Genomic DNA, 20,090 nt, shown 5'->3' on the forward strand with positions numbered 1-20,090 from the left:
ATGCATCCTTTTTTGAAGAAAGCGCAACAGTTAAAACAGCAACTTAATTGGTCGCTGATTTTTGGTGTGAGCTTTTTTCTGGTGGTCATTTTTTCTTTAGTAAAGATTACCACAGGGGTGTCTGATTGGTTGGTTGAAAACAAAGATGCGCAAATTAAGCATTTATCAGTGCTTGGACAGCCTCAATACACTGATGAAAAAGCAATTATTAGTGCGATAAAAAAAGCCGACTTATCGAGTTTTTTTGAATTGGATGTCAAACATGTGCAACGCTTGGTACAAAGTCTGCCATGGGTCGCAACGGCATCGGTAAGAAAACAGTGGCCAGATACCTTACAAGTGTATGTGGTTGAGCACCAAGCGGTAGCCCATTGGAACAGTGATTTACTCTTGAATCAATCAGGGGAAGTGTTCCAAGCAAGTAGTGATAAATTACCTGATACGCTACCGCAGCTATATGGCCCTGAAGGCAGTGAAATAGAAGCTTGGACGGCTTTTCGTCAGTTTCAAGCAATGCTAAGGGTGAATGATTTAGAGCTGACAAGTTTAGCGCTCTCTGAGCGTTTTTCGTGGCAGTTATGGCTTGATAACGGCATACGCCTGAATTTAGGCCGCAAAGAAAAAGCGAAGCGTGTACAACGTTTTATTGACGTTTATCCGCGCATGGAACAACGTGCAGATGCACAAATTGATGTTGTTGATTTACGGTACGATACCGGTCTTGCAGTGAGCTGGAAGCCACTTCAAGAAGAACAATTAGAAAATAAGAGTAAGGCATGACTAAGTCAGCAGAAAGAAACCTAGTGATTGGATTAGACGTTGGCACCTCAAAAGTAGTGGCCACCGTTGGTGAAATCACCGCAGATAATAAGCTCAGTATTGTGGGGGTAGGCAGCCAGGTATCGCATGGTATGGATAAAGGCGGCGTAAACGACCTTAACCTTGTTTCTGAATCGATTCGTCGTGCTATTGACGAAGCAGAACTGATGGCCGATTGCCGCATTAGTTCAGTGTACTTAGGTATTTCTGGTAAGCATATTCAGTGTCAGAATGAAAGCGGTGTGGTTGCTATTAACAACACCGAGGTGACAGATGAAGACATTGAAAATGTGATTCATATTGCGCGTTCAGTGCCAATTTCGGCAGAGCGCAAAATGCTGCATGCATTACCGCAAGAATACAGCATTGATATGCAAGAAGGCATTAAAAACCCATTGGGTATGAGTGGCGTGAGAATGGAAGCGCGAGCCCACATTATTACTTGCTCAAACGACATGGCAAAAAATATTGAAAAATGTGTAGAGCGATGTGGTCTTGAAGTGGACCAACTTATCTTTACTGCATTAGCGTCATGTTATTCCGTACTGACTGATGATGAAAAAGAGTTAGGGGTAGCGGTGCTGGATATTGGTGGCGGTACAATGGATATCACCATTTATATTAATGGTGCGCTTCGTCACTCAGCCGTTATTCCTGTTGCGGGTAATCAAGTAACGGGTGATATTGCAAAAATATTTAGAACACCTATATCACATGCAGAGTCACTCAAAGTACAATATGCCTGTGCAAGCAGCCAAATGGCGAGCAACGAAGACACGATTGAAGTGCCAAGTGTGGGTGGGCGACCTGCGCGTATTATGTCTCGTCATACCTTATCTGAGGTTGTTGAGCCGCGTTTTAGAGAATTATTTGAGCTGGCTATGGAAGAAATACGCCGCTCAGGTTTAGAAGACCAAATTGCTGCGGGTCTCGTCATCACTGGCGGAACAGCAAAAATGACAGGGGCAATGGAAGTGGCAGAAGACATTTTCCAAATGCCAGTCAGAATTGGCAAACCAATCGGGATTGTTGGTTTGACAGATTATGTGGATGATCCTTCGTACGCGACCGCGGTTGGTTTGTTACAATACGGCCGTACTATGCAATCGATGAATGCACAAAAATCGAAAGCTGAAGGTGATAATAATTGGTGGAACCGTATTACGAAGTGGTTCCAAGGTGAGTTTTAAAGCTCAAGTCGGAGAGTAAAGATGTTTGATATGATGGAACAGCACAGCGAAGAAGCTGTCATTAAAGTAATTGGTGTGGGCGGCGGCGGCGGTAACGCTGTTGAACACATGGTAAAACAACAAATTGAAGGTGTACGTTTTATTGCGGCAAATACGGATGCACAAGCATTACGTAATTCATCTGCCGATGTAACCGTGCAACTAGGTACACAGATCACCTCTGGTTTAGGTGCGGGTGCAAACCCTGAAGTAGGCCGTAATTCAGCAGAAGAAGACGCTGAAACTATCCGTGCTAGCCTTGAAGGCGCTGACATGGTCTTTATCGCAGCCGGTATGGGTGGCGGTACAGGTACGGGGGCTGCGCCTGTGGTTGCAAAAATTGCAAAAGAGTTAGGGATCTTAACGGTTGCAGTGGTTACTCGTCCGTTTGATTTTGAAGGTAAAAAGCGTGCTGCAGCGGCTGAACAAGGCATTAATGAATTGTCAGAAATTGTAGACTCTCTTATTACAATTCCGAACAATAAATTGCTTAAAGTTTTAGGCAAAGGGACTACACTATTAGATGCCTTCGCAAAAGCAAATGACGTGTTATTTGGTGCTGTTCAAGGCATTGCAGAATTAATCACACGCTCAGGTCTAATCAACGTGGATTTCGCCGACGTACGTACTGTAATGTCAGCGATGGGAACTGCGATGATGGGCACAGCGTCAGCATCTGGCCCAGACCGTGCACAAGAAGCAGCAGAAGCCGCTATTTCAAGTCCATTACTTGAAGATGTTGATTTAACAGGTGCTAAAGGCATTCTTGTTAATATCACTGCGGGCATGGATATTGCGATTGAAGAATTTGAAATTGTGGGTAACCACGTTAAAGCATTAGCGTCTGAAAATGCAACCGTGGTTGTTGGTGCGGTAATTGACCCAGAAATGAGCGACGAGTTACGTGTAACTGTTGTTGCAACAGGTTTAGGGGGCGATCGTCGTCCACAGTTTGGCATCGTTGATAATGGCTTTAAGAAAGCATCAGGCTCTGATGTACAAAGCTCAATGAACCAAACGACTAGCAGCATGTATGTACCAAGCTTTGCAAGTCAAGGCAGCAGTGATGATGTGAGCATGTCAGCAACATCTGAAAAGCAAGAGCCTGTAAAGCAAAGCACAACAAGCAGCTCTGTCTCGTCAAAGACAGCTGAGAGCAATAAAAAGTCTGATAAATCAGAGGGTGGCGATTATTTTGACATCCCCGCTTTCTTAAGAAAGCAAGCTGACTAAGGCTTTTTACTGATAATTTGTTCGATAAATAAACAAATTTGGCAGCTGGATGTATTTATGATACAATCCGCCGTCTAACTGTAACTATAAGTGAGCGAACCTATGATTAAACAGCGTACGATTGCAGAAGTAGTCAAAGCCATAGGAATTGGACTTCATAAAGGTGAGAAGGTCACTATTACTCTCCGACCTGCGAGCGCAAATACTGGGATAGTATTTCGTCGTGTGGACCTTGATCCGGTTGTTGATTTTGAAACAACACCTGAAGCCGTTGGTGATACGCAATTGTGTACCTGTTTAACAAACAAAGATGGTGTTCGCTTATCAACGACTGAGCACCTAATTGCTGCGGTAGCGGCAATGGGTATTGATAATCTAATTGTTGAATTAGACAGCTCAGAAGTGCCTATTATGGATGGTAGTGCATTACCATTCATTTACTTGTTACAAAAAGGCGGCATTAAAGAAGTAAATGCAGCTAAGCGTTTTATTCGTATTAAAGAAAAAGTACGTATTGAAGAAGGTGATAAATGGGCTGAGATCGAACCATACGATGGTTTTCACATCGATTTCGAGATCGCATTTGATCATCCTGCTATCAATGAAAGTCGCCAACGTATTGGTTTAGATATTACGGCACAAAGCTTCACTGAAGAAATCAGCCGTGCGCGTACTTTTGGCTTTATGAAAGACATTGAATATATGCATGCAAACAACCTAGCCTTAGGTGGTAGCATGGATAACGCAGTTGTTTTGGATGAATTTAAAGTATTGAATCCAAACGGCTTACGTTACAGTGATGAGTTTGTTAAACACAAAATCTTAGACTGTGTGGGTGACATGTTTATGACGGGCCATAACATTCTAGGTAAAATCACGGCTTATAAGTCAGGCCATGATTTAAACAATAAGTTACTTCGTAAAATTATGGCGACTGAGTCAGCATGGGAATGGGCAACATTCGATACGCCAGTGACGATGCCAGCACCAGGCCTAGAAGTAGCAACAGCTTAATCGCACGCATATTACAGTTATAAAAAATGACGCTTTAAAGCGTCATTTTTTTGCTTTACGATAAGCATAACTTGTATTACCAATCCGCAAAAATACTTATACCATTCCGCAAAAATACTTAATCATTTTGAGTGATTAAACCAGTCGCTACCTGCGTTAAAAATTTCTGATTTAGAACAACTAAATAACTAAATTTTTGCCTTGTTATCAACGCGGTTTTATTGCCTCAAAATAGATCACTAAATTAAGCGGAATGGTATTAATCATTTTGAGTTGCTATAAACCAAGAATAGCTTCCAGTTCATATAACTGATTTATTTGGTAGGTGGGTGTAATCCCTTCAGGTAACTCAACGCCAGGGTGCTGAAGCCAGCAGGTATCAATGCCAACATTATGGCCACCGAGAATGTCACTGGCTGCGGTGTCACCCACCATTAAAATCTGTTCTTTCGGTGGATTATCCATTAACTGAAAAGTGTGTTGAAAAATCTCGGGTGCGGGTTTGGCTTTACCCACTAGCTCAGAAATCACCAGCCAATCAAACATGTCTTGCAGTCCTGTATGCTCTAGGCGCTTTTGCTGAAGTTTGGCAAAACCATTGGTAATGATACCCAATCTTGCGTGAGGCTTTAGCTTATTGAGTAGCTCAACGGCACCGGGCAATGGCACACAAATAGATGCCATCGCTTCTAAAAAGGCATCATTAAGCGTTTGAGCGGGCACATTGAGTTTGTTTGCCCATTCGGTAAAACGGGTTATCTGTAGCTCATTGGCAGTAATTTCATGCTTTTGATAGGCAACCCATAGTGGTTTATTGGTTAATTGATAGTCATGATAATCTGTCTCTGTAAAGTCTACGCCGTAATTGGCGAACATTACTTTAAGACCTGCAAATGCGTTAAAACTAAACAGGGTTTCATCGGCATCAAATAAAACATGTGTATACTTCATGATATTCCAAGTTTATTGGTTATAAAGTGTAGGGTGTAAAAACGGTGCCATAGCCAATGTAAGCGCTTGTATATAGGTGCTTTCGCGTGTTGCATTGTGATTGGTTAATAAGCCAATTGCACCACCTTGCTGTTTGATATTGACGGTATTGAAAGCTTCATCCATCACATCGCCCAACTCTTTACCCGCAAGTAATGCCTTGAAGAAAGGAGGGGGTAAAGGTAAGTTGCTGCTGCGACCGACACTGAATTGTTCGCTATTGGCAATAACGACGAATGCAAACGTTGCTGCGCCGTAACTAAATTGCTCTGCGCCACCTTCCATTGCTGTGTAGAAATCGGCTTCGTAATGCGCTTGGCAGTATTTTACGCGATTTTCTGCCCCTATGCGGGTTTCATCTTCACCTAAAGGTTGGTCGGGGACGCCAGACGGTGCGTGAACACCTTGGCACTGAATGGTGTGCTCAGGAAAGTAAAGGCTAAAAATATGTTTAGCAGCATTCACTTTTACAGGATTTTTAGATCCCACAATTACATTTAATGTCGTTTTCAAGCTGACTACTCCATCATTCCAGGCTGAGTCAGCAGTGTACCCGAGTCATTTAAATCGGCAAGTCAACGGGGGCTAAATTTTCAAGGGCACGTTTTTTTAGAATAATATCTTTAATGAGTGGTGTTAGTACCAGCTCCATGGCTAAGCCCATTTTTCCTCCAGGCACCACTAGCGTATTGATACGTGACATAAAGCTGCCTTCTATCATGCGTAAGTAATAGGGGAAGTCCACATCTTCAATACCTCTAAAGCGAATAACCACAAAGCTTTCATCAAGCGAGGGAATATCTTTTGCACTAAATGGGTTTGAAGTATCTACAGTCGGTACGCGCTGGAAATTGATGTGAGTACGAGAAAACTGAGGGGTGATTTGGTTTATATAGTCATCCATACTACGAATAATAGATCCCATTACCGCTTCACGCGTGTGGCCTCGCTCTGAGGTGTCGCGGATTAGTTTTTGGATCCACTCAAGATTGATAATTGGCACCATACCAATCAATAAATCAACATGCTTCGCGACATCGTGATCTTGGTCTACTGCACCGCCGTGTAAGCCTTCATAAAAGAGTATATCTGTATTCGATTCTAAGTCTTGCCAGGGTGTAAAAGTCCCCGGTAGCTGATTATAAGGAACGGCTTCATCAAAGGTATGTAAGTAACGTCTGATTTTACCTTGGCCTGTTTCGCCGTATTGATAAAACAGTTGCTCAAGCGCACCAAAGTCATTCGCTTCACGACCAAAATAACTGATATGTTTACCTTCTTGCTGTGCTTCTCGCACTTTTTTATCCATTTCTGGTCGTGTATAACGATGAAAGCTATCGCCTTCAATAAAGGCCGCATCTATATTTAAGCTTCTAAAAATATGCTTAATGGCATTGGTGGTGGTGGTGGTGCCAGCGCCAGATGAGCCGGTAATTGCGATGATAGGGTGTTTAGCTGACATAGTTGTTCTCGTTATTTGTTAAGCCGTGCAGTGTTACTTTTACCAATCAGAAAAACTGATAAAAAACGAACACGTCCTAGTTATAAAGGTCGAGCATAGTAAGGTCAAGTGACTGCCTGATTAAATAACGCTATCATGAGCCAATAAAAATTAAAACGAGAGAACATAATGAGATTACTTACCTCTTTCCTTTTTGGCGCATTTGGAGCGTTTTTAAGCAGCCAAGCGGACGCAGCTATGCCTAAAAGCGAAGTGTTACTGGCTGATCTTGAGACCCCTTATGGTATGAAGGTAACAAGAATTACGGATAATAAAAGTTACAATAACCAACCGTTCTTAATTGATGAGGGGCTTTATTACACGCATGAGGTGCTTAGCGATGATGGACAATCGCAAACAGATTTATATTTCTATAATTTTACAACTCAGCAAGCAACAAATTTAACGCACTCTGCGGTTAGCGAATATTCACCCACATTAATGCCTAACAAGCAGGCGTTGTCAGCCATCGTTGTGGAAGAAGATGGTAAGCAAAAGCTCTGGCAATATCCGTTGCAGGGTGAACAATCTGCTGCGCGTATCTTCGAGTGGATTGAGCCTGTAGGTTACCATGCATGGGGCGCCGACAACGACCTTGTTATGTTTATTTTGGGCGAACCACATACCTTACAATATACCACGGTTGCAGCTGCTAAACCGAAGGTCGTTGCGAATGCCATTGGCCGAACCTTACTTTTTGATGCGCAAACGAATAGCTACTTATTTAGCTACCACAAAGATAAGCAACATTGGCTGGCGCGTTTTACACCCCAATTTGAGCAAGTAACAGATATTTTACGTCTACCGGCACAATTACAAGATTTCACTTTGTTGGATGAGCAGACGGTTATTTATGCGATTAATAATCGCGTTTATAAGCGAGATTTAATGAATCCAGAGCCTGTTTCTCAATGGTTAGATTTAACGTCTTATTGTGAAACCAAAATAACACGTTTGAGTTACCATAATAAGAAACTTGCCTTTGTTTGTGATAAATAAGTAACGCTTTTTAAGGGATTACTGTAATGTGGCTACTACTTCTCGTTTTAAAATAGGCGCGCATTTGTCTTTCTCTGCAGAACAACTTACTGAACAACTGATAAAACTTGGCTGTCGTAGTAACTTTAAAATAAAAAATATTAATGAGTTTATGCCCGCTAATTCCAAAGAAGCATTTTATGTGCATGAACAAAGCGGGCAGGCTAAATTAGTCATTAGGCCTGTTTTTGAGGTGTTTAGTGACGACTTTGAAGCATTGGACGGCATCTCTCGCATTAAAGATTATTTCCATAGCAGTGAAATGACACGTTTTCCTACACGTATTTATAAAAGTGCCCAGCCTATTCATTATGGGCTCGCATTTAAAGTTACTTCAGTGTTAGCGGCAGAACAGTTTATTAAGCAATTTAATAAAATTTTAGCGCAATAATTTTAACGCAATAATTTTAACGCAATAATAGTGTCGCTATTTTAATGAACGCAGTTGGTTAATTGCATTATAAGTTAATGACAGACACGGCTATAAGTGCGGACTCGTTAAGAGTTAATAAAAAAGGGTCACAGTGTGACCCTTTTTTACATTGTGCTGTTAACGTTTAAGAAAACTATTCACCGAGGCCAGCTCGCGCTTTTTAAGCGAAAGGCAGTCATTGACGCTTTCTTCAAGCTTGCTGAGTGAGCGCTCATACCCTGGTACTTCAGAGATTTTATCAGTGAAGAAGGTTTTTGTTGTGGCTAAGCTTTGAGCATCACAACTTGCCGTTGTGAAAAACGGTAAGTTCGGTACAAAAAATGGCGGTAAGTTTTTAGTGATGGCATCGTAGTTGTTATAAATCCAATCAATGAACAACGCTTGGCGTTCTTTACCATAACTTAGACCCCCTAATAAAGTACGCATATCTGAGGCCGTTACTTCATCAGTTAGGCTGTACTCAAGGACTGCTTTTTGTAGCTCTGGTTTACCAAAATAACCCATTGCAGCAAGCATTTTTGTGCGTACTTGCGGATCTTTAGTGGTTTTGAACGTTTCTTTGTACTTCGCGAGTAGTTTTTCATCACCATGATAAGCTGCAAGGTTTAAGTAGGTTGATGCTAAATATGGGTCAACATTTTCAGGATTGTTTAAGTAAAGTGCGGCTTGTGCTTTAGCCGTATCAATGACTTTGCGATCTTCACCATCAAAACCTAGTCGGCTGATCACTTGCGCTCGTAGCTGAGATACTGCAGCATCTTCATCAGCTTTGGCTGTTAAGCCATATTGCTTCGCGGCAGGAGCAATGCTCTTACGGATAAACTTAGGCCATAAGTCGCGGTTGCTATCGTCTTCAAAAACACGTTTTTGCGAAGCTAAGTAACCCAATGCTGTATTCGCTACAAGTGGGTGTGCATCGCTCACAAATGTTTCTAGGGTTTGCATTAAGCGGGCAGCAGAAATAACACCGGCATCAAGTAAAGAGTCAGCGGCAGAAAGGAGTGCCAAACGCTCACGGACTGTTAATTTGTCAGCTGCGTTATCTAGCAGGGCATTAAACTGCGCATCGTCTAGTAACCAACGGTAATAGCCCATAGCTCCTTGATCTGGGTAAATCCACTCAGGTTCAAAATCAAGTGTTAGCTGTTGTGTTTCTTTGTTTAGCAGCAAGTTAGCTGTTTTTACTTTGTCACCTGCACCATATTTTATAGCAACAGGCACGTTCCACAGTTGAGCAGGGGCTTCAACACCTGCATTCACAAAACGGCTCTGGCTGATGGTAATTTTCTTACCGTCTTGGGTTACTTTGATAAGTGGAAAAGAAGATTGCTCAATAAATGACTTTAATACACTCGCCACATCTTTATTTGAAGCTTCACCTAATGCTTGCCACAGGTCAGCTGCTTCAGCATTTTTATACGAGAATTTTTTCAAGTAGGCTTGAATACCTTGCTGGAAAGCATCTTCGCCTATCCAGTTTTCAACCATAGACAGTACCGCGCTCCCTTTACTGTAAGCAAGGCCAAGGCCATCCATGATATCAGCTTCAGTTTTAATCGGTTTACGAATGGGTTTCGTGCTTAAGCGTGCATCTAATGCCATCACATAGTTTTGCGGTAAATTTAAGTGTGATTCAAATTCAGGATTAATTTGTGCCGTAATTTTTGCCGCCATCCAGCTTGCAAATGCTTCATTTAGCCATAAATCATTCCACCACTTCATGGTAACAAGGTTACCGTACCATTGGTGTGCAAGTTCGTGTGCAATGATTGATACATTACGTTCTTTTTTGCTACGAGTCGCGGTCGCTAAGTCAACTAATAGAATGTCTTCACGATAAGTTACAAGACCAGCATTTTCCATTGCACCGAATGGAAACTCAGGCACTGCAACCGAGTCTAATTTTTTATAAACGTAAGGGATACCAAAGTAATCTTCCAGTGCTTTGAGAACGCGAGGCATATTTTCTTTGGCGTAATCCGCAAGATGAATCTTACCTTGTGGCGTTAATACTCTGCCAGGAATTGGCATGCCTTTAATTTCTAGCTCTTCAAAAGGACCGACCGCCATTGCTACAAGATAAGAGGGAATAGGAGGCGTTTTATCAAAATAGTGTGTTGTCATATCGCCATTGACCGTGGTTTTTAATACCGGTGTGTTGGCATACACTTTTTGTGTTGTCGGTGCAGTAATCGTTAACTGAAATGGAATTTTATAACTCGGTTCGTCAAAAACAGGGAAGGCACGGCGTGCATCACTCATTTCAAATTGAGTAAATAAATAGGGAGTACCTTGATCAAGCGTTTTATATAAGCCCACACTTTGGCGGTTATAAGGCGCAGTAAAATCAACCGTTAGCGTATACTTTCCAGGTTGGATTTTTTCATCACACGAAAATTTTACTTTGCCTGTTTTCAGCATGTCTGCACTTAGGTCACAATTTTCGTCACCTAGAATTTTTGCCATACTGACCGCGTAATCAATACCGTTTAATTCAATATAGTTCGTTGCTTTGAGTACTTCGATGGCAATTTCAGTGTGGCCAGAAAAAGTGTCTTTAGCAGGATCAAGTGTCAGCTCTACCTGTTGTGAGCTAGGTTTTGCTAGTTTTTCTATTACATATTCATTGGCATGGGCTGAGCTAACCGCAAGTGCAACACTCACAGTTAATAGGCTTTTTAAGAACATAAGTATCCCTGATTTTTTGTTGTTAGAAAGGCACTGACTTTGAGTGCTGTCTTCCATGCTATCAGGTTTTAAATTGAACAGTAATAATTAGTTAGTAACAAAGTTTGTCAATTTAATGATGGCGTTCAATGAAGCGTTGCCAGTGCAACTGTGGATTAATTTGTCTCACATTTTGTAGAATGCCGTTAAGCAACGACATATCGTTAAATAAAGAGCCTGAAAACTCTTTAAAGCCCATTAAATAGTTAAACGCATCTTTACTGTTAGCTTGTATTGCATGAATACGCACTTGTTGTTCAAAGTTGAGTCTTAAACTGCTGATAGCCGTTTTCATCCCTTGTTGATCAACATTGGGAATGGCACATTTTTGTAGATAACCAGCTCGTTCACCTTCACCAGAAAACCAAATACGGACTTTTTCACTGTAACGTCCTGACTTAGAAGGTAAGTCAAACATTAAGCGGGTATGCCCTTGTGCTTTTAAAAAGTCTAGGTATGGGTCAAGCCCTGCTGCGAATAAGGCATCATGAATCGGCACAAAGCGTGACTTTATCTTGCCGTGGGTATGAAAGTGAAAGCAACGCACATCTGATAATGTGACAATATCATCAAGGGTGAGATGGCCAATTTCATCACTGTAAGCGCCAGTATAATAAGCAAAAAGAGGAAGCCAAAAATGCCAGTGTTTTGCTTGTTCACGGGGCAAAAGCTGATCACTAAAGATGTAACCAGTATACAGGGTATGTAACTCCATGGCCGAAAAGGGCCTACGACCGAGATGGGACTTCAACCTAATACCTTGATAATAAAGATGTCTTGAAGAGTATACCTGAGAAATGTAAAGTTTCCAGCAAATGGCACTCTGTAACCACAGTACCATTTGCTGTCAATATAGTTAGTCGCAAAGGGCCTTAGCAAGACCTACAGGCTCTATTTCGACGCATACTTGGTCGTCGTTCCAATTTAGACCAACGAGCGCATCATCCTCGTTTAAGTCTTCAACCCACTCATCTAAAAATTCGTCTAAACCAATTTCTACCGGTGTATAGTCATTCCACTCGTCTTTACATTGTGCTTTTGCAGCGTCTTCTGTGCCCCATAGCAACAACACATCGGTGTCGCTAAATTGGTTTGATTCACACACAACAAAACCACCATCTTCGGCACCAAGTGCCCACATAGACTCGTTTAAACGTACTTTTTCAACAAAGTTAACTAATTCTGATTCTATTTCGATATCGCTCATTTGCTTAACCCTTATCATTAATTTCGTGGATCTGTGTGTTTTACAGCTGCTTTTGCTGAGAATTGTTGATAAAAGTCCGCTAAATTCTCGAGTTGACTCCAATCAGTTAATTCACGAAAGCAAATCCAATCTAGCAAGCAGTATAAACTGATGTTGAGGTATTCACAGCTTTTAAATGCAGGCTCAGATAAATGACTATTTAAATAGCGCAATGTTTCAGCAATTCGTTCATTTTGTAAATTAAAGAACAATTTATCGTCTTTTGTATCAAATCCTGAGCGCTGGCACAGTAGCATTTCAACGAGCGAATCATTGCAGGCGTTAATAATGGTTAAAAGGTTTTCTTGCTGCCAGCTCAATAAAGGTTGATCTGACTTTTCTAATAAGTAGCGAATAATTGAGTTTGAATCGCATACACTAAAACCATTATCAATTAATACCGGAATTTTTCGAGCGGGATTGTGTGCAATCATAGTGTGTCTATCTTGCTGTGAAAAAATATCTAAATTAATAAACTCAAGCGCAATATCATTGTTCAGTGCCCACATTCGTATCCGGCGGACATACGGTGAAGTTGTTGAACCAAGCAGTTTCATAGATTAGTTTCCTATCAAAAAAAAAAGCCGCGAAAGCGGCTTTTAACGATTCATTATGAAGTTAGTCTGTTCGGCTAGTTACTTCAAGTAGATGATAACCAAATTGAGTTTGCACAGGCCCTTGCACTTGATTTATTGGCGCTGAAAAAACAACTTTATCGAATTCTGGAACCATCATGCCCGGACCAAACTCACCTAACGCACCGCCATCTTGGCCTGAAGGACAATTTGAGTGAGTACGCGCGAGTTCTGCAAAGTCTGCGCCTTGTTCAATTTGTTGTTTAAGGTCTAGACATTGTGCTTCACTGTCTACGAGTATATGTCTTGCGCTGGCTACTGCCATAATAACTCCCCATTGTGTGTTTTTCTAAATTAAATAATGAGTTTAGTTCAATATTTGCTGAACGAAAGGTTAAATTTATTTTGCAGCTAACTGCGCTTCAATCGCATCACGCATAGCTTTTGATTCTGGTTTGGTTTTACTGTTAAAACGCTCAACCGTTTTACGGTCTGCCGAAACAATATATTTGTAAAAGTTCCAATTAGGTGAACTTGTTGCTTCGTTTAGGTGCTTAAAAATTGGGTTTGCGTCACTACCACGCACCGCGCTGGTAGCGAACATGGTAAAGGTAACACCGTAATTAATGTAGCATACTTTTGCGGTGTCTTTTTCGTCATCTTCTTCTTGGAAAAAGTCATCAGAAGGGAAACCAAGAACAACGAGACCACGGTCTTTGTATTCTTTATGAATTGCTTCTAAACCCTCAAACTGTGGCGTAAACCCACAGTTACTTGCGGTATTCACTATGAGCAATGGCTTACCTTTAAATTCGCAAAGATTAACACTTTCTTTTGAGCGTAATTTACGCAGCGTTACATTGGTAAAGTCATCACATTGAGTTTCTGCGACTGGGTCTGGAATTGACGGGGGAGATTCTGCTGCAAGATGAGTAGACATAAGGCTTGCACAGAGTAACAAAGCATATTTATTCATAATGATTTCCTGCTAGTTATTTGTGATGAATATACGCTAATATGCGAGAAAGTGATCATTTAATTTCAGTTATTTATGACTATTCGAACAGCAACAGAACACGACTTAACACAGATTGTCGCTATTTATAACGAAACAATTCCTGGGCGTATGGTAACCGCAGATACCGAAGAGGTAACGGTGGCTGAGCGACAAGCATGGTTCGCAGCCCATACAGAACAAAGGCCGATTTTTGTGTATGAGCAAAAATCGAAAGTACTTGCATGGCTCAGCTATAAATCTTTTTATGGGCGTCCAGCGTATGATGGCACAGTCGAAATTAGTATATATATTACCTCAAACGCTCAGGGGCAGGGGTTAGGCAAAACGTTGCTTTCGTTTGCAGAGGAGCATGCCAAAACGCTTAATATAAAAGTTTTGCTAGCGTTTATTTTTAGTCATAACCTGCCGAGCATTAAACTGTTTAATCGTTTTGATTATCAGGTTTGGGGAGAACTGCCTGAAGTTGCAATTATGGATGATAAAGCATATAGCCTCGTTATTTTAGGTAAGCACTTAGATCTTAAAGTAATAAAAAAAGCAGTGTAAATTTAGTGACTTTGTTTTTTTTCGACTACTCTAATTAGGTAATTATCATTAATTTTAGCCTAGTGTACTGTGCGAAGAATATTAATTGTCGATAGTAATAGTGTTTTAGCAATGCGCGTAAAAGTGTTATTGGAACTGATTGGCTGTAAAGTCGAGTTATTGCACTTTTCGATGATAGATGACACTGTTTTAACTCAAGAATTTGATTTAGTTGCGGCTTCTCATAGTGTGCCGACAGAAACTATAAAGAAACTGAGTGGGGTGTTTTCGCAAGAGAATTTTTTATTGCTTGCACCCAAAGCACAGCGTAGTGATTTACTCGAGCACTTCAGTGAAATTAATCGCTTGCTGCCTAATTCAGTGGTTATTTACCCATTTTTTGCAAACAAAGAAATTAGCACTTTATTAGAAGGGGTGTTAGAGCTGGGTAGTGACAACATCTTAAAGCTGCCCACGGTATTGGTTGTTGACCATCTCCCAGAACGATTAGAAAAAATTACTCAAAACTTAAAAGGCGCGCACATTAAAACCTTTAAAGCTGGGAGTAAGCTTTCAGCTATTGAAATAATAAATCAACACAGCATTGATTTATTAATAAGCGACTTTACCTTTGAAGATGGCACTGGACTTGAGTTGTTTAACAAGCTGAAAGGGACGCAGCCTAACAGCCGTTGTTTACTGTATACCTCAAAGCCTGAACAGGTTTCGATGATTGAAGCGATTCGCCAGGGGGTGGAAGATGTGCTGGTTAAGCCCGTTGATGATAATAGCCTATTACAGTCGGTTCATAAATTGTGGCAAACGGAGCTACTTAAACGCCACAACGCAGAGTTAGTTGAGCGTTTACAAAATACTGTTGATGCCCTCATAGAAAAAGACAGCCTGTTAAGGGTTATTTTTAAACACACTCCTGATGCGATTATATTGTTTGATCGCACGGGTAAAATTATTGAAACCAATGATGCCTGTGAACTGTTATTTGAAAAACCGCTTAAAGAGTTTGAAAACTGCTCGGTGTTTGACTTTTTTGATACACCTTCAATAAACCGTATTAAAGATAAAATAAGCACCCTGAATAAAAATCGTCAATTTAGCTGTGACTTAAGACTGCTTAAAGAAAACGGCAATGAGGTTCCTCTGGTAGGCTCGTTTAACGAAATAGATCACCATGGTGAAATTGCGTTGGCGGTTATCTTTAAAAATGTTACCCACCTGAAAGAAAAAGAAGACTTGCTGCTTGAAGCAAAAGACATGCTCGAAGAAGAAGTTAAAGCGCGTACTGCACAACTTGAGCATGCTAAAAACGTTGCCGAGGCCGCAAATCTGAGTAAATCAGAGTTTTTAGCTAATATGTCTCATGAGTTAAGAACTCCCATGCATTCTATTTTAAGTTTTGCACGCTTTGGACTTGAAAAAGTTGCAAATGACGATCTAAATAAAGATAAGTTAAACAAGTATTTATCGCGGATAGATCAAAGTGGAGAGCGGTTGTTATCGCTGCTTAATAACCTACTCGACTTATCTAAATTGGATGTTGGCAAGTTTCCATTTAACCCTCAAAAACACAATCTGATCAACATTATAAAAACCAGTATTGATGATGTGTCTGGCACAGCACTTGAGCGAAATATAATGATTCGTCTACTGGAAACTGGGCAAGATATCGTTCTGGATTGTGATGAAGAACAGATCAATCAAATTATGCGCAATTTATTAGGAAACGCGCTGAAATTCAGTGAACCGTTCAGCGAGATAGATATTCAGTTATCAGTGCAAAATAATATCGCTGAAGTAGCGGTTGTTGACCGTGGTATTGGTATTCCAGAGTGTGAACTTGAAAAAGTATTTGCCAAGTTTGAACAAAGTAGCAAAACCAATAGTGGCGCAGGAGGCACAGGCCTTGGGTTAGCTATTTGTCGGGAGTTTGTGAGCTTACACCAAGGCACTATCTCCGCACATAACAACGAATATGGGGGCGCTACAATTTTAGTGCGATTACCTTTGAATATAGATTTGCCTCAGCATTTAGCGACTGAAGAGCAAACTATGAAGCTTAATTAACAAAACGGAAGAACTAGACATGGCCTTGAAGCGAATTTTAGCCGTCGATGATGAACCATTTAACTTAGAAATAATTGAAGAGATCCTCGAAGAACTCGATTTTGAGCTGAAAATGGTCAACAGCGGTCCAGAATGTTTAGATGTTGTTGAAGCGTTTGATCCACAAGTTATCTTGCTGGATGTTAGCATGCCACAAATGAGTGGTTATGAAGTATGCCGAAAGTTAAAAGAAAACCCGAATACAGAAAAAATAATCGTTATGTTTGTGTCGGCCAGAGGCACGGTTGAAGAGCGTATGGAAGGGTATTCTGTAGGGGCTGAAGATTATATTGTAAAACCTTTTGGGCATGATGAATTAAAGCTCAAGCTACAACACTTAAACCAAGTACTGATCGAAAAAGAAATGCTTGAACAACAAGTGGAAGACGCCACATCAACAGCCTTTAATGCAATGGCTAACAGTAGTGAAATGGGCCAAATTGTTAATTATATCGAGCATATCGGTTTAATTGATGATGAAAAAGAGTTGGGTAAAGCATTACTTCATTGTTTAAGCGCATTTGACTTACAAAGTAATGTTGAATTTCGCTTAGCATCGGGTCTAGAGCACTTTTCAGTGTCAGGTGTTTGTTCGCCCATTGTTGTTGAGCTATTTGAAATGCTTAAAAACAAAGGCCGTTTACATGAATTTTCGAGTCGAATTTTAGTAAATTATGAAATGATTAGCTTACTCATTTTGAATATGCCAGAACAAGATCCCGATAAACATGGCCGTATTCGTGACCACATTTGCTTTTTAGTGAGTGTGACCGAGCAGCAGCTTAAAGCGATAATTACAAAAAAAGAACTGGTTAAACAGCAACAGCAACTGAATGACGCAGTGTCTAAAGTACACAGTAAGTTTAAGGGGCTCATAGAGCTTTTGAATGACAATCGTATTAATAACGAAGCGGTGTTTAAACAGTTACAAGAGGATTTGGAACAACGAATACCCACAATGGGATTAGACGAAGACCAAGAGATCTTTATTTATCAAAAAGTCGATGAAACCATTCAAAACTCAGTAGCACGTGAAGAGTCAGTGCAGGGAGTAAAGGCCGCATTTAAAGAGATTGAAAACGATTTATCGGTCTTATTAAAACAATGACATACTCATTGAGTACGCGCGGTACTGGCCGCGCTTTAAGCATCTCGTGGTAAGCCTTTTTCAACAATACGAATCAAACGTGCGGTTTTACGTAATTTAAGCTGACGCTTGTTCTGTTGTTGTGAAAGCGCCCACTCTATGTGCTCTGCGACCAGTGGCGTTGCACTTTGAAGCGCCTTTTTAAGCGCGATAATAATTGTGTCGCTATAGTCAGCATTACCAAGTCCAACCGCTAGATTTCTTTGCCAGCGCTCATGGCCAATACGACGAATCGGGCTGCCTTCAGTGTTTTTTAGGAATGTGGCTTCATCCCATGCAAAGAGTGTGAGTAAGTCTTGATCTTTTAATTGCGTTCGAGGATGGAAGTCGGCTTCATCGGTTATTTGTCCATAACGATTCCACGGACACACGAGTTGACAGTCATCACAGCCATACACACGGTTACCAAGTAATGAACGGTACTCTTCAGGAATAGGGCCTTGCAGCTCAATCGTGAGATAAGAGATACATTTACGGGCATCGACTACATACGGCTCAACAATCGCACCTGTCGGGCACAGAGTAATACACGCCACACACTTGCCACAGCCTTCAAAGGTATTCTCGTTATCGATAGGCAGTGGAATATCAACAAATAACTCGCCTAAGAAAAACCACGACCCCGCTTCTTTATTTATCAGAAGGCTGTGTTTTCCACGCCAGCCTAACCCTGCTTTTTCTGCTAATTGTCGTTCAAGGACTGGCGCAGAGTCCACAAATGGGCGAAATCCTAGCTGACCTACTTGTTGTTCTATTTTTTGGCCTAATTTTTTGAGGCGATTACGAATGAGCTTATGGTAGTCGCGACCTAGCGCATAGCGACTTATGTACGCTTTTTCGGTTTGCTTGAGGTTTTTAGCAAAACTGGCATCGGGTGGAAGGTAGTTCATTTTAACCGAGATAACACGCTGAGTACCCGGCACTAATTCTGCTGGACGGGCACGTTTCATCCCATGCGCAGCCATGTATTCCATGTCGCCGTGGTAACCCAAATCTAACCAACGTTGAAGCTGGGCTTCGTGCTGAGTGAGATCAATATCGGTGATCCCGACTTCTGCAAAACCAAGGTCTTTACCCCATTGCTTAATTTGCTGCGCGAGTTGCTGGTAATCGATAGGTGTTGTCACGGTGAATAAAAAAGTAGCCAAGGAATGGCTACTTTATCATAGTTAAAGAAAGCTTAGAATTAAAAGCGTTTCAACGCCCATTAAACAAACCGTTTTAGCTGTTGTTGGGTTTGTTGGCTAAGTAAATGTGATTGCTCACAATCAGCAAGGGATTCATCTATTTGCTGTTTCGCTTGCTCACCTAACGCCACAATTTGCTCGACACTTTGGTGTGTTTGAGTTTGTGTTTGTTCTAGTAAATGAACAGCACTAACAATCTGTTGCAGCTGCTGTTGATTTTGCTCAAACTCATTCAGCATGTTGCTAAACCCTGCCGAGGTATTGCTAATGGCTGTTTCAGCTTCACTTGAATGGCTAATTAATAACTCAGACTCTTTATTTGTTTCGTTTACCAAGCTATTCATTTGATTAATAAAGTCGCTAATTTGACGGGTTGCATCGTTCACTTTTACAGAAAGAGTTCTAACCTCATCAGCAACAACCGCAAACCCTCGGCCAGCTTCACCGGCACGTGCAGCTTCAATGGCGGCATTTAAGGCTAACAAATTTGTTTGATCAGAAAACTCTTCAACCATTTTTAAAATAGCACGAATATTTTCACTGTTTTCTTTTAACCCCGACACGGTCGCAGAAAAGTTGCCAAGAATTTGGCTGATCATGGCCACTTTTTTTACCAGAGTAGATAGTTCCGCAGCTGAATGTTGTACAAAACTTAGATGCTCACTGTTAACCGTATGAACACTGTCGGTGTTTGCAGAGATATGCTCTAAACTTGTCGTAATTTGATTACTTGCATCGGTAATTGTATGGCTAAACGTAATTTGTTGATGGCTAAGCTTCGCTGTTTGCTGCATCGATTCTGTCATTTTTGAACTACTATCGGCACTGGCTTGCGCACTTTGGTATGTGGTGGCCAGTAGCTGGCTTAGATGAGATGTAAAAGTATTGTATTGCTCGCTTAAATCGCGAAATTCATCAAAGGTAAAGTGTGGGAGTTTTGCCGATAAGTCAGCATCATGACGATTAATTTGCGCTAAAGTATCGCGCATAGCCTGTACGGGCCGCACAATTAAAAAACGCATATAAAAAAGTGTGAAAATAAAACTGCCAACAATAACGAGTGTCATGAGCCAGAATAGCCCTGTGCTTGCTTGCTGTTCAGATAAGCTACTGTAAAGCCAAATTAAAGTAATGACCTGAAAGGCAAACACAAACCCCAAGTTACCGACAATTTTACGCGTTAAGGTGTAAAAGAAAGTTTGTTCGATAAAATTATAAATGCGCATATAGCTACTCATTGAGGTGTTATGTTGATTCATGTCGGGCGTTTCTTAGTCTTATTTAATT

Annotated in this window: 20 protein-coding genes; 9 read left to right on the top strand and 11 right to left on the bottom strand. The window is 41.1% G+C overall.

Translation table 11 applies throughout. The features are described from left to right. The 4 genes from GZH31_RS02455 (at position 1) to lpxC (ending at position 4,295) form a co-directional block, all read left to right on the top strand. Positions 1–780 (top strand): cell division protein FtsQ/DivIB, encoded by a 780-nt coding sequence (locus GZH31_RS02455; protein ID WP_065978161.1) that lies wholly within the window; start codon positions 1–3, stop codon positions 778–780. Beyond that, entirely contained in the window at positions 777–2,009 is a 1,233-nt protein-coding gene (ftsA, locus tag GZH31_RS02460; protein WP_036971185.1) for a cell division protein FtsA, read from the top strand. Before GZH31_RS02455 ends, ftsA begins: the two co-directional genes overlap by 4 nt. A 21-nt stretch (positions 2,010–2,030) precedes the next feature. Continuing rightward, a complete protein-coding gene (gene ftsZ, locus GZH31_RS02465; RefSeq protein ID WP_036971183.1) occupies positions 2,031–3,281 on the top strand; it encodes a cell division protein FtsZ in 1,251 nt (416 codons plus the stop codon). Between the two features lie 102 nt (positions 3,282–3,383). Next, positions 3,384–4,295 carry a UDP-3-O-acyl-N-acetylglucosamine deacetylase gene (gene lpxC, locus GZH31_RS02470; RefSeq protein WP_036971181.1) on the top strand — a complete coding sequence of 304 codons (912 nt, stop codon included), beginning with the start codon at positions 3,384–3,386 and terminating at the stop codon, positions 4,293–4,295. A gap of 276 nt (positions 4,296–4,571) precedes the next feature. Here the strand turns inward: lpxC and yjjG are convergent, their stop codons facing one another. Genes yjjG through GZH31_RS02485 form a run of 3 tightly spaced genes read right to left on the bottom strand, consistent with a single transcriptional unit; the run spans position 4,572 to position 6,747 of the window. Continuing rightward, complete coding sequence (yjjG, locus tag GZH31_RS02475) at positions 4,572–5,246, bottom strand: pyrimidine 5'-nucleotidase (RefSeq protein ID WP_074988828.1); 675 nt, start codon at positions 5,244–5,246, stop codon at positions 4,572–4,574. Between the two features lie 12 nt (positions 5,247–5,258). Further along, entirely contained in the window at positions 5,259–5,798 is a 540-nt protein-coding gene (gene yjjX / locus GZH31_RS02480) for an inosine/xanthosine triphosphatase (protein ID WP_065978158.1), read from the bottom strand. Positions 5,799–5,847: 49 nt separating this feature from the next. After that, entirely contained in the window at positions 5,848–6,747 is a 900-nt protein-coding gene (locus GZH31_RS02485) for a phosphoribulokinase (RefSeq protein ID WP_036971173.1), read from the bottom strand. Between the two features lie 168 nt (positions 6,748–6,915). Here GZH31_RS02485 and GZH31_RS02490 point away from each other — a divergent pair, with 168 nt between their 5' ends. Further along, the gene (locus GZH31_RS02490; RefSeq protein WP_180311344.1) at positions 6,916–7,785 is read left to right on the top strand and encodes a hypothetical protein; all 870 of its coding nucleotides are present in this window, start codon (positions 6,916–6,918) and stop codon (positions 7,783–7,785) included. A gap of 64 nt (positions 7,786–7,849) precedes the next feature. After that, positions 7,850–8,215, top strand: coding sequence for a hypothetical protein (locus tag GZH31_RS02495; protein ID WP_065978156.1), 366 nt, complete (start codon positions 7,850–7,852; stop codon positions 8,213–8,215). A gap of 159 nt (positions 8,216–8,374) precedes the next feature. Here the strand turns inward: GZH31_RS02495 and GZH31_RS02500 are convergent, their stop codons facing one another. From GZH31_RS02500 to GZH31_RS02525, 6 genes are all read right to left on the bottom strand, one after another. Next, positions 8,375–10,945 carry a M1 family metallopeptidase gene (locus tag GZH31_RS02500; RefSeq protein ID WP_065978155.1) on the bottom strand — a complete coding sequence of 857 codons (2,571 nt, stop codon included), beginning with the start codon at positions 10,943–10,945 and terminating at the stop codon, positions 8,375–8,377. A gap of 112 nt (positions 10,946–11,057) precedes the next feature. Further along, positions 11,058–11,735: a hypothetical protein gene (locus tag GZH31_RS02505; RefSeq protein WP_065978154.1), complete on the bottom strand. Its 678-nt coding sequence runs from the start codon at positions 11,733–11,735 to the stop codon at positions 11,058–11,060. Positions 11,736–11,840: 105 nt separating this feature from the next. Next, a complete protein-coding gene (locus tag GZH31_RS02510; protein WP_036971160.1) occupies positions 11,841–12,191 on the bottom strand; it encodes a DUF2750 domain-containing protein in 351 nt (116 codons plus the stop codon). 17 nt (positions 12,192–12,208) lie between these two features. Next, the gene (locus tag GZH31_RS02515) at positions 12,209–12,787 is read right to left on the bottom strand and encodes a glutathione S-transferase family protein (protein ID WP_036971158.1); all 579 of its coding nucleotides are present in this window, start codon (positions 12,785–12,787) and stop codon (positions 12,209–12,211) included. Between the two features lie 61 nt (positions 12,788–12,848). After that, positions 12,849–13,130 (bottom strand): peptidylprolyl isomerase, encoded by a 282-nt coding sequence (locus GZH31_RS02520; protein WP_036971157.1) that lies wholly within the window; start codon positions 13,128–13,130, stop codon positions 12,849–12,851. A 75-nt stretch (positions 13,131–13,205) separates the two neighbouring features. Next, positions 13,206–13,745: a glutathione peroxidase gene (locus tag GZH31_RS02525; RefSeq protein WP_374027196.1), complete on the bottom strand. Its 540-nt coding sequence runs from the start codon at positions 13,743–13,745 to the stop codon at positions 13,206–13,208. Between the two features lie 111 nt (positions 13,746–13,856). Here GZH31_RS02525 and GZH31_RS02530 point away from each other — a divergent pair, with 111 nt between their 5' ends. From GZH31_RS02530 to GZH31_RS02540, 3 genes are all read left to right on the top strand, one after another. Then, positions 13,857–14,369 (top strand): GNAT family N-acetyltransferase, encoded by a 513-nt coding sequence (locus GZH31_RS02530; RefSeq protein ID WP_180311346.1) that lies wholly within the window; start codon positions 13,857–13,859, stop codon positions 14,367–14,369. A gap of 111 nt (positions 14,370–14,480) precedes the next feature. Then, complete coding sequence (locus tag GZH31_RS02535) at positions 14,481–16,430, top strand: ATP-binding protein (protein WP_180311615.1); 1,950 nt, start codon at positions 14,481–14,483, stop codon at positions 16,428–16,430. 19 nt (positions 16,431–16,449) lie between these two features. Beyond that, a complete protein-coding gene (locus GZH31_RS02540) occupies positions 16,450–17,577 on the top strand; it encodes a PleD family two-component system response regulator (RefSeq protein ID WP_036971147.1) in 1,128 nt (375 codons plus the stop codon). 35 nt (positions 17,578–17,612) lie between these two features. On the opposite strand, the gene queG is transcribed toward GZH31_RS02540, so the two are convergent. Then, positions 17,613–18,764, bottom strand: coding sequence for a tRNA epoxyqueuosine(34) reductase QueG (gene queG, locus GZH31_RS02545; RefSeq protein ID WP_257473672.1), 1,152 nt, complete (start codon positions 18,762–18,764; stop codon positions 17,613–17,615). 59 nt (positions 18,765–18,823) lie between these two features. Then, the gene (locus GZH31_RS02550) at positions 18,824–20,041 is read right to left on the bottom strand and encodes a methyl-accepting chemotaxis protein (RefSeq protein ID WP_075594475.1); all 1,218 of its coding nucleotides are present in this window, start codon (positions 20,039–20,041) and stop codon (positions 18,824–18,826) included. Positions 20,042–20,090: the final 49 nt, after the last annotated feature.

The sequence above is a fragment of the Pseudoalteromonas sp. JSTW genome (genome assembly GCF_013423925.1).
GTDB classification, from domain to species: domain Bacteria; phylum Pseudomonadota; class Gammaproteobacteria; order Enterobacterales; family Alteromonadaceae; genus Pseudoalteromonas; species Pseudoalteromonas lipolytica.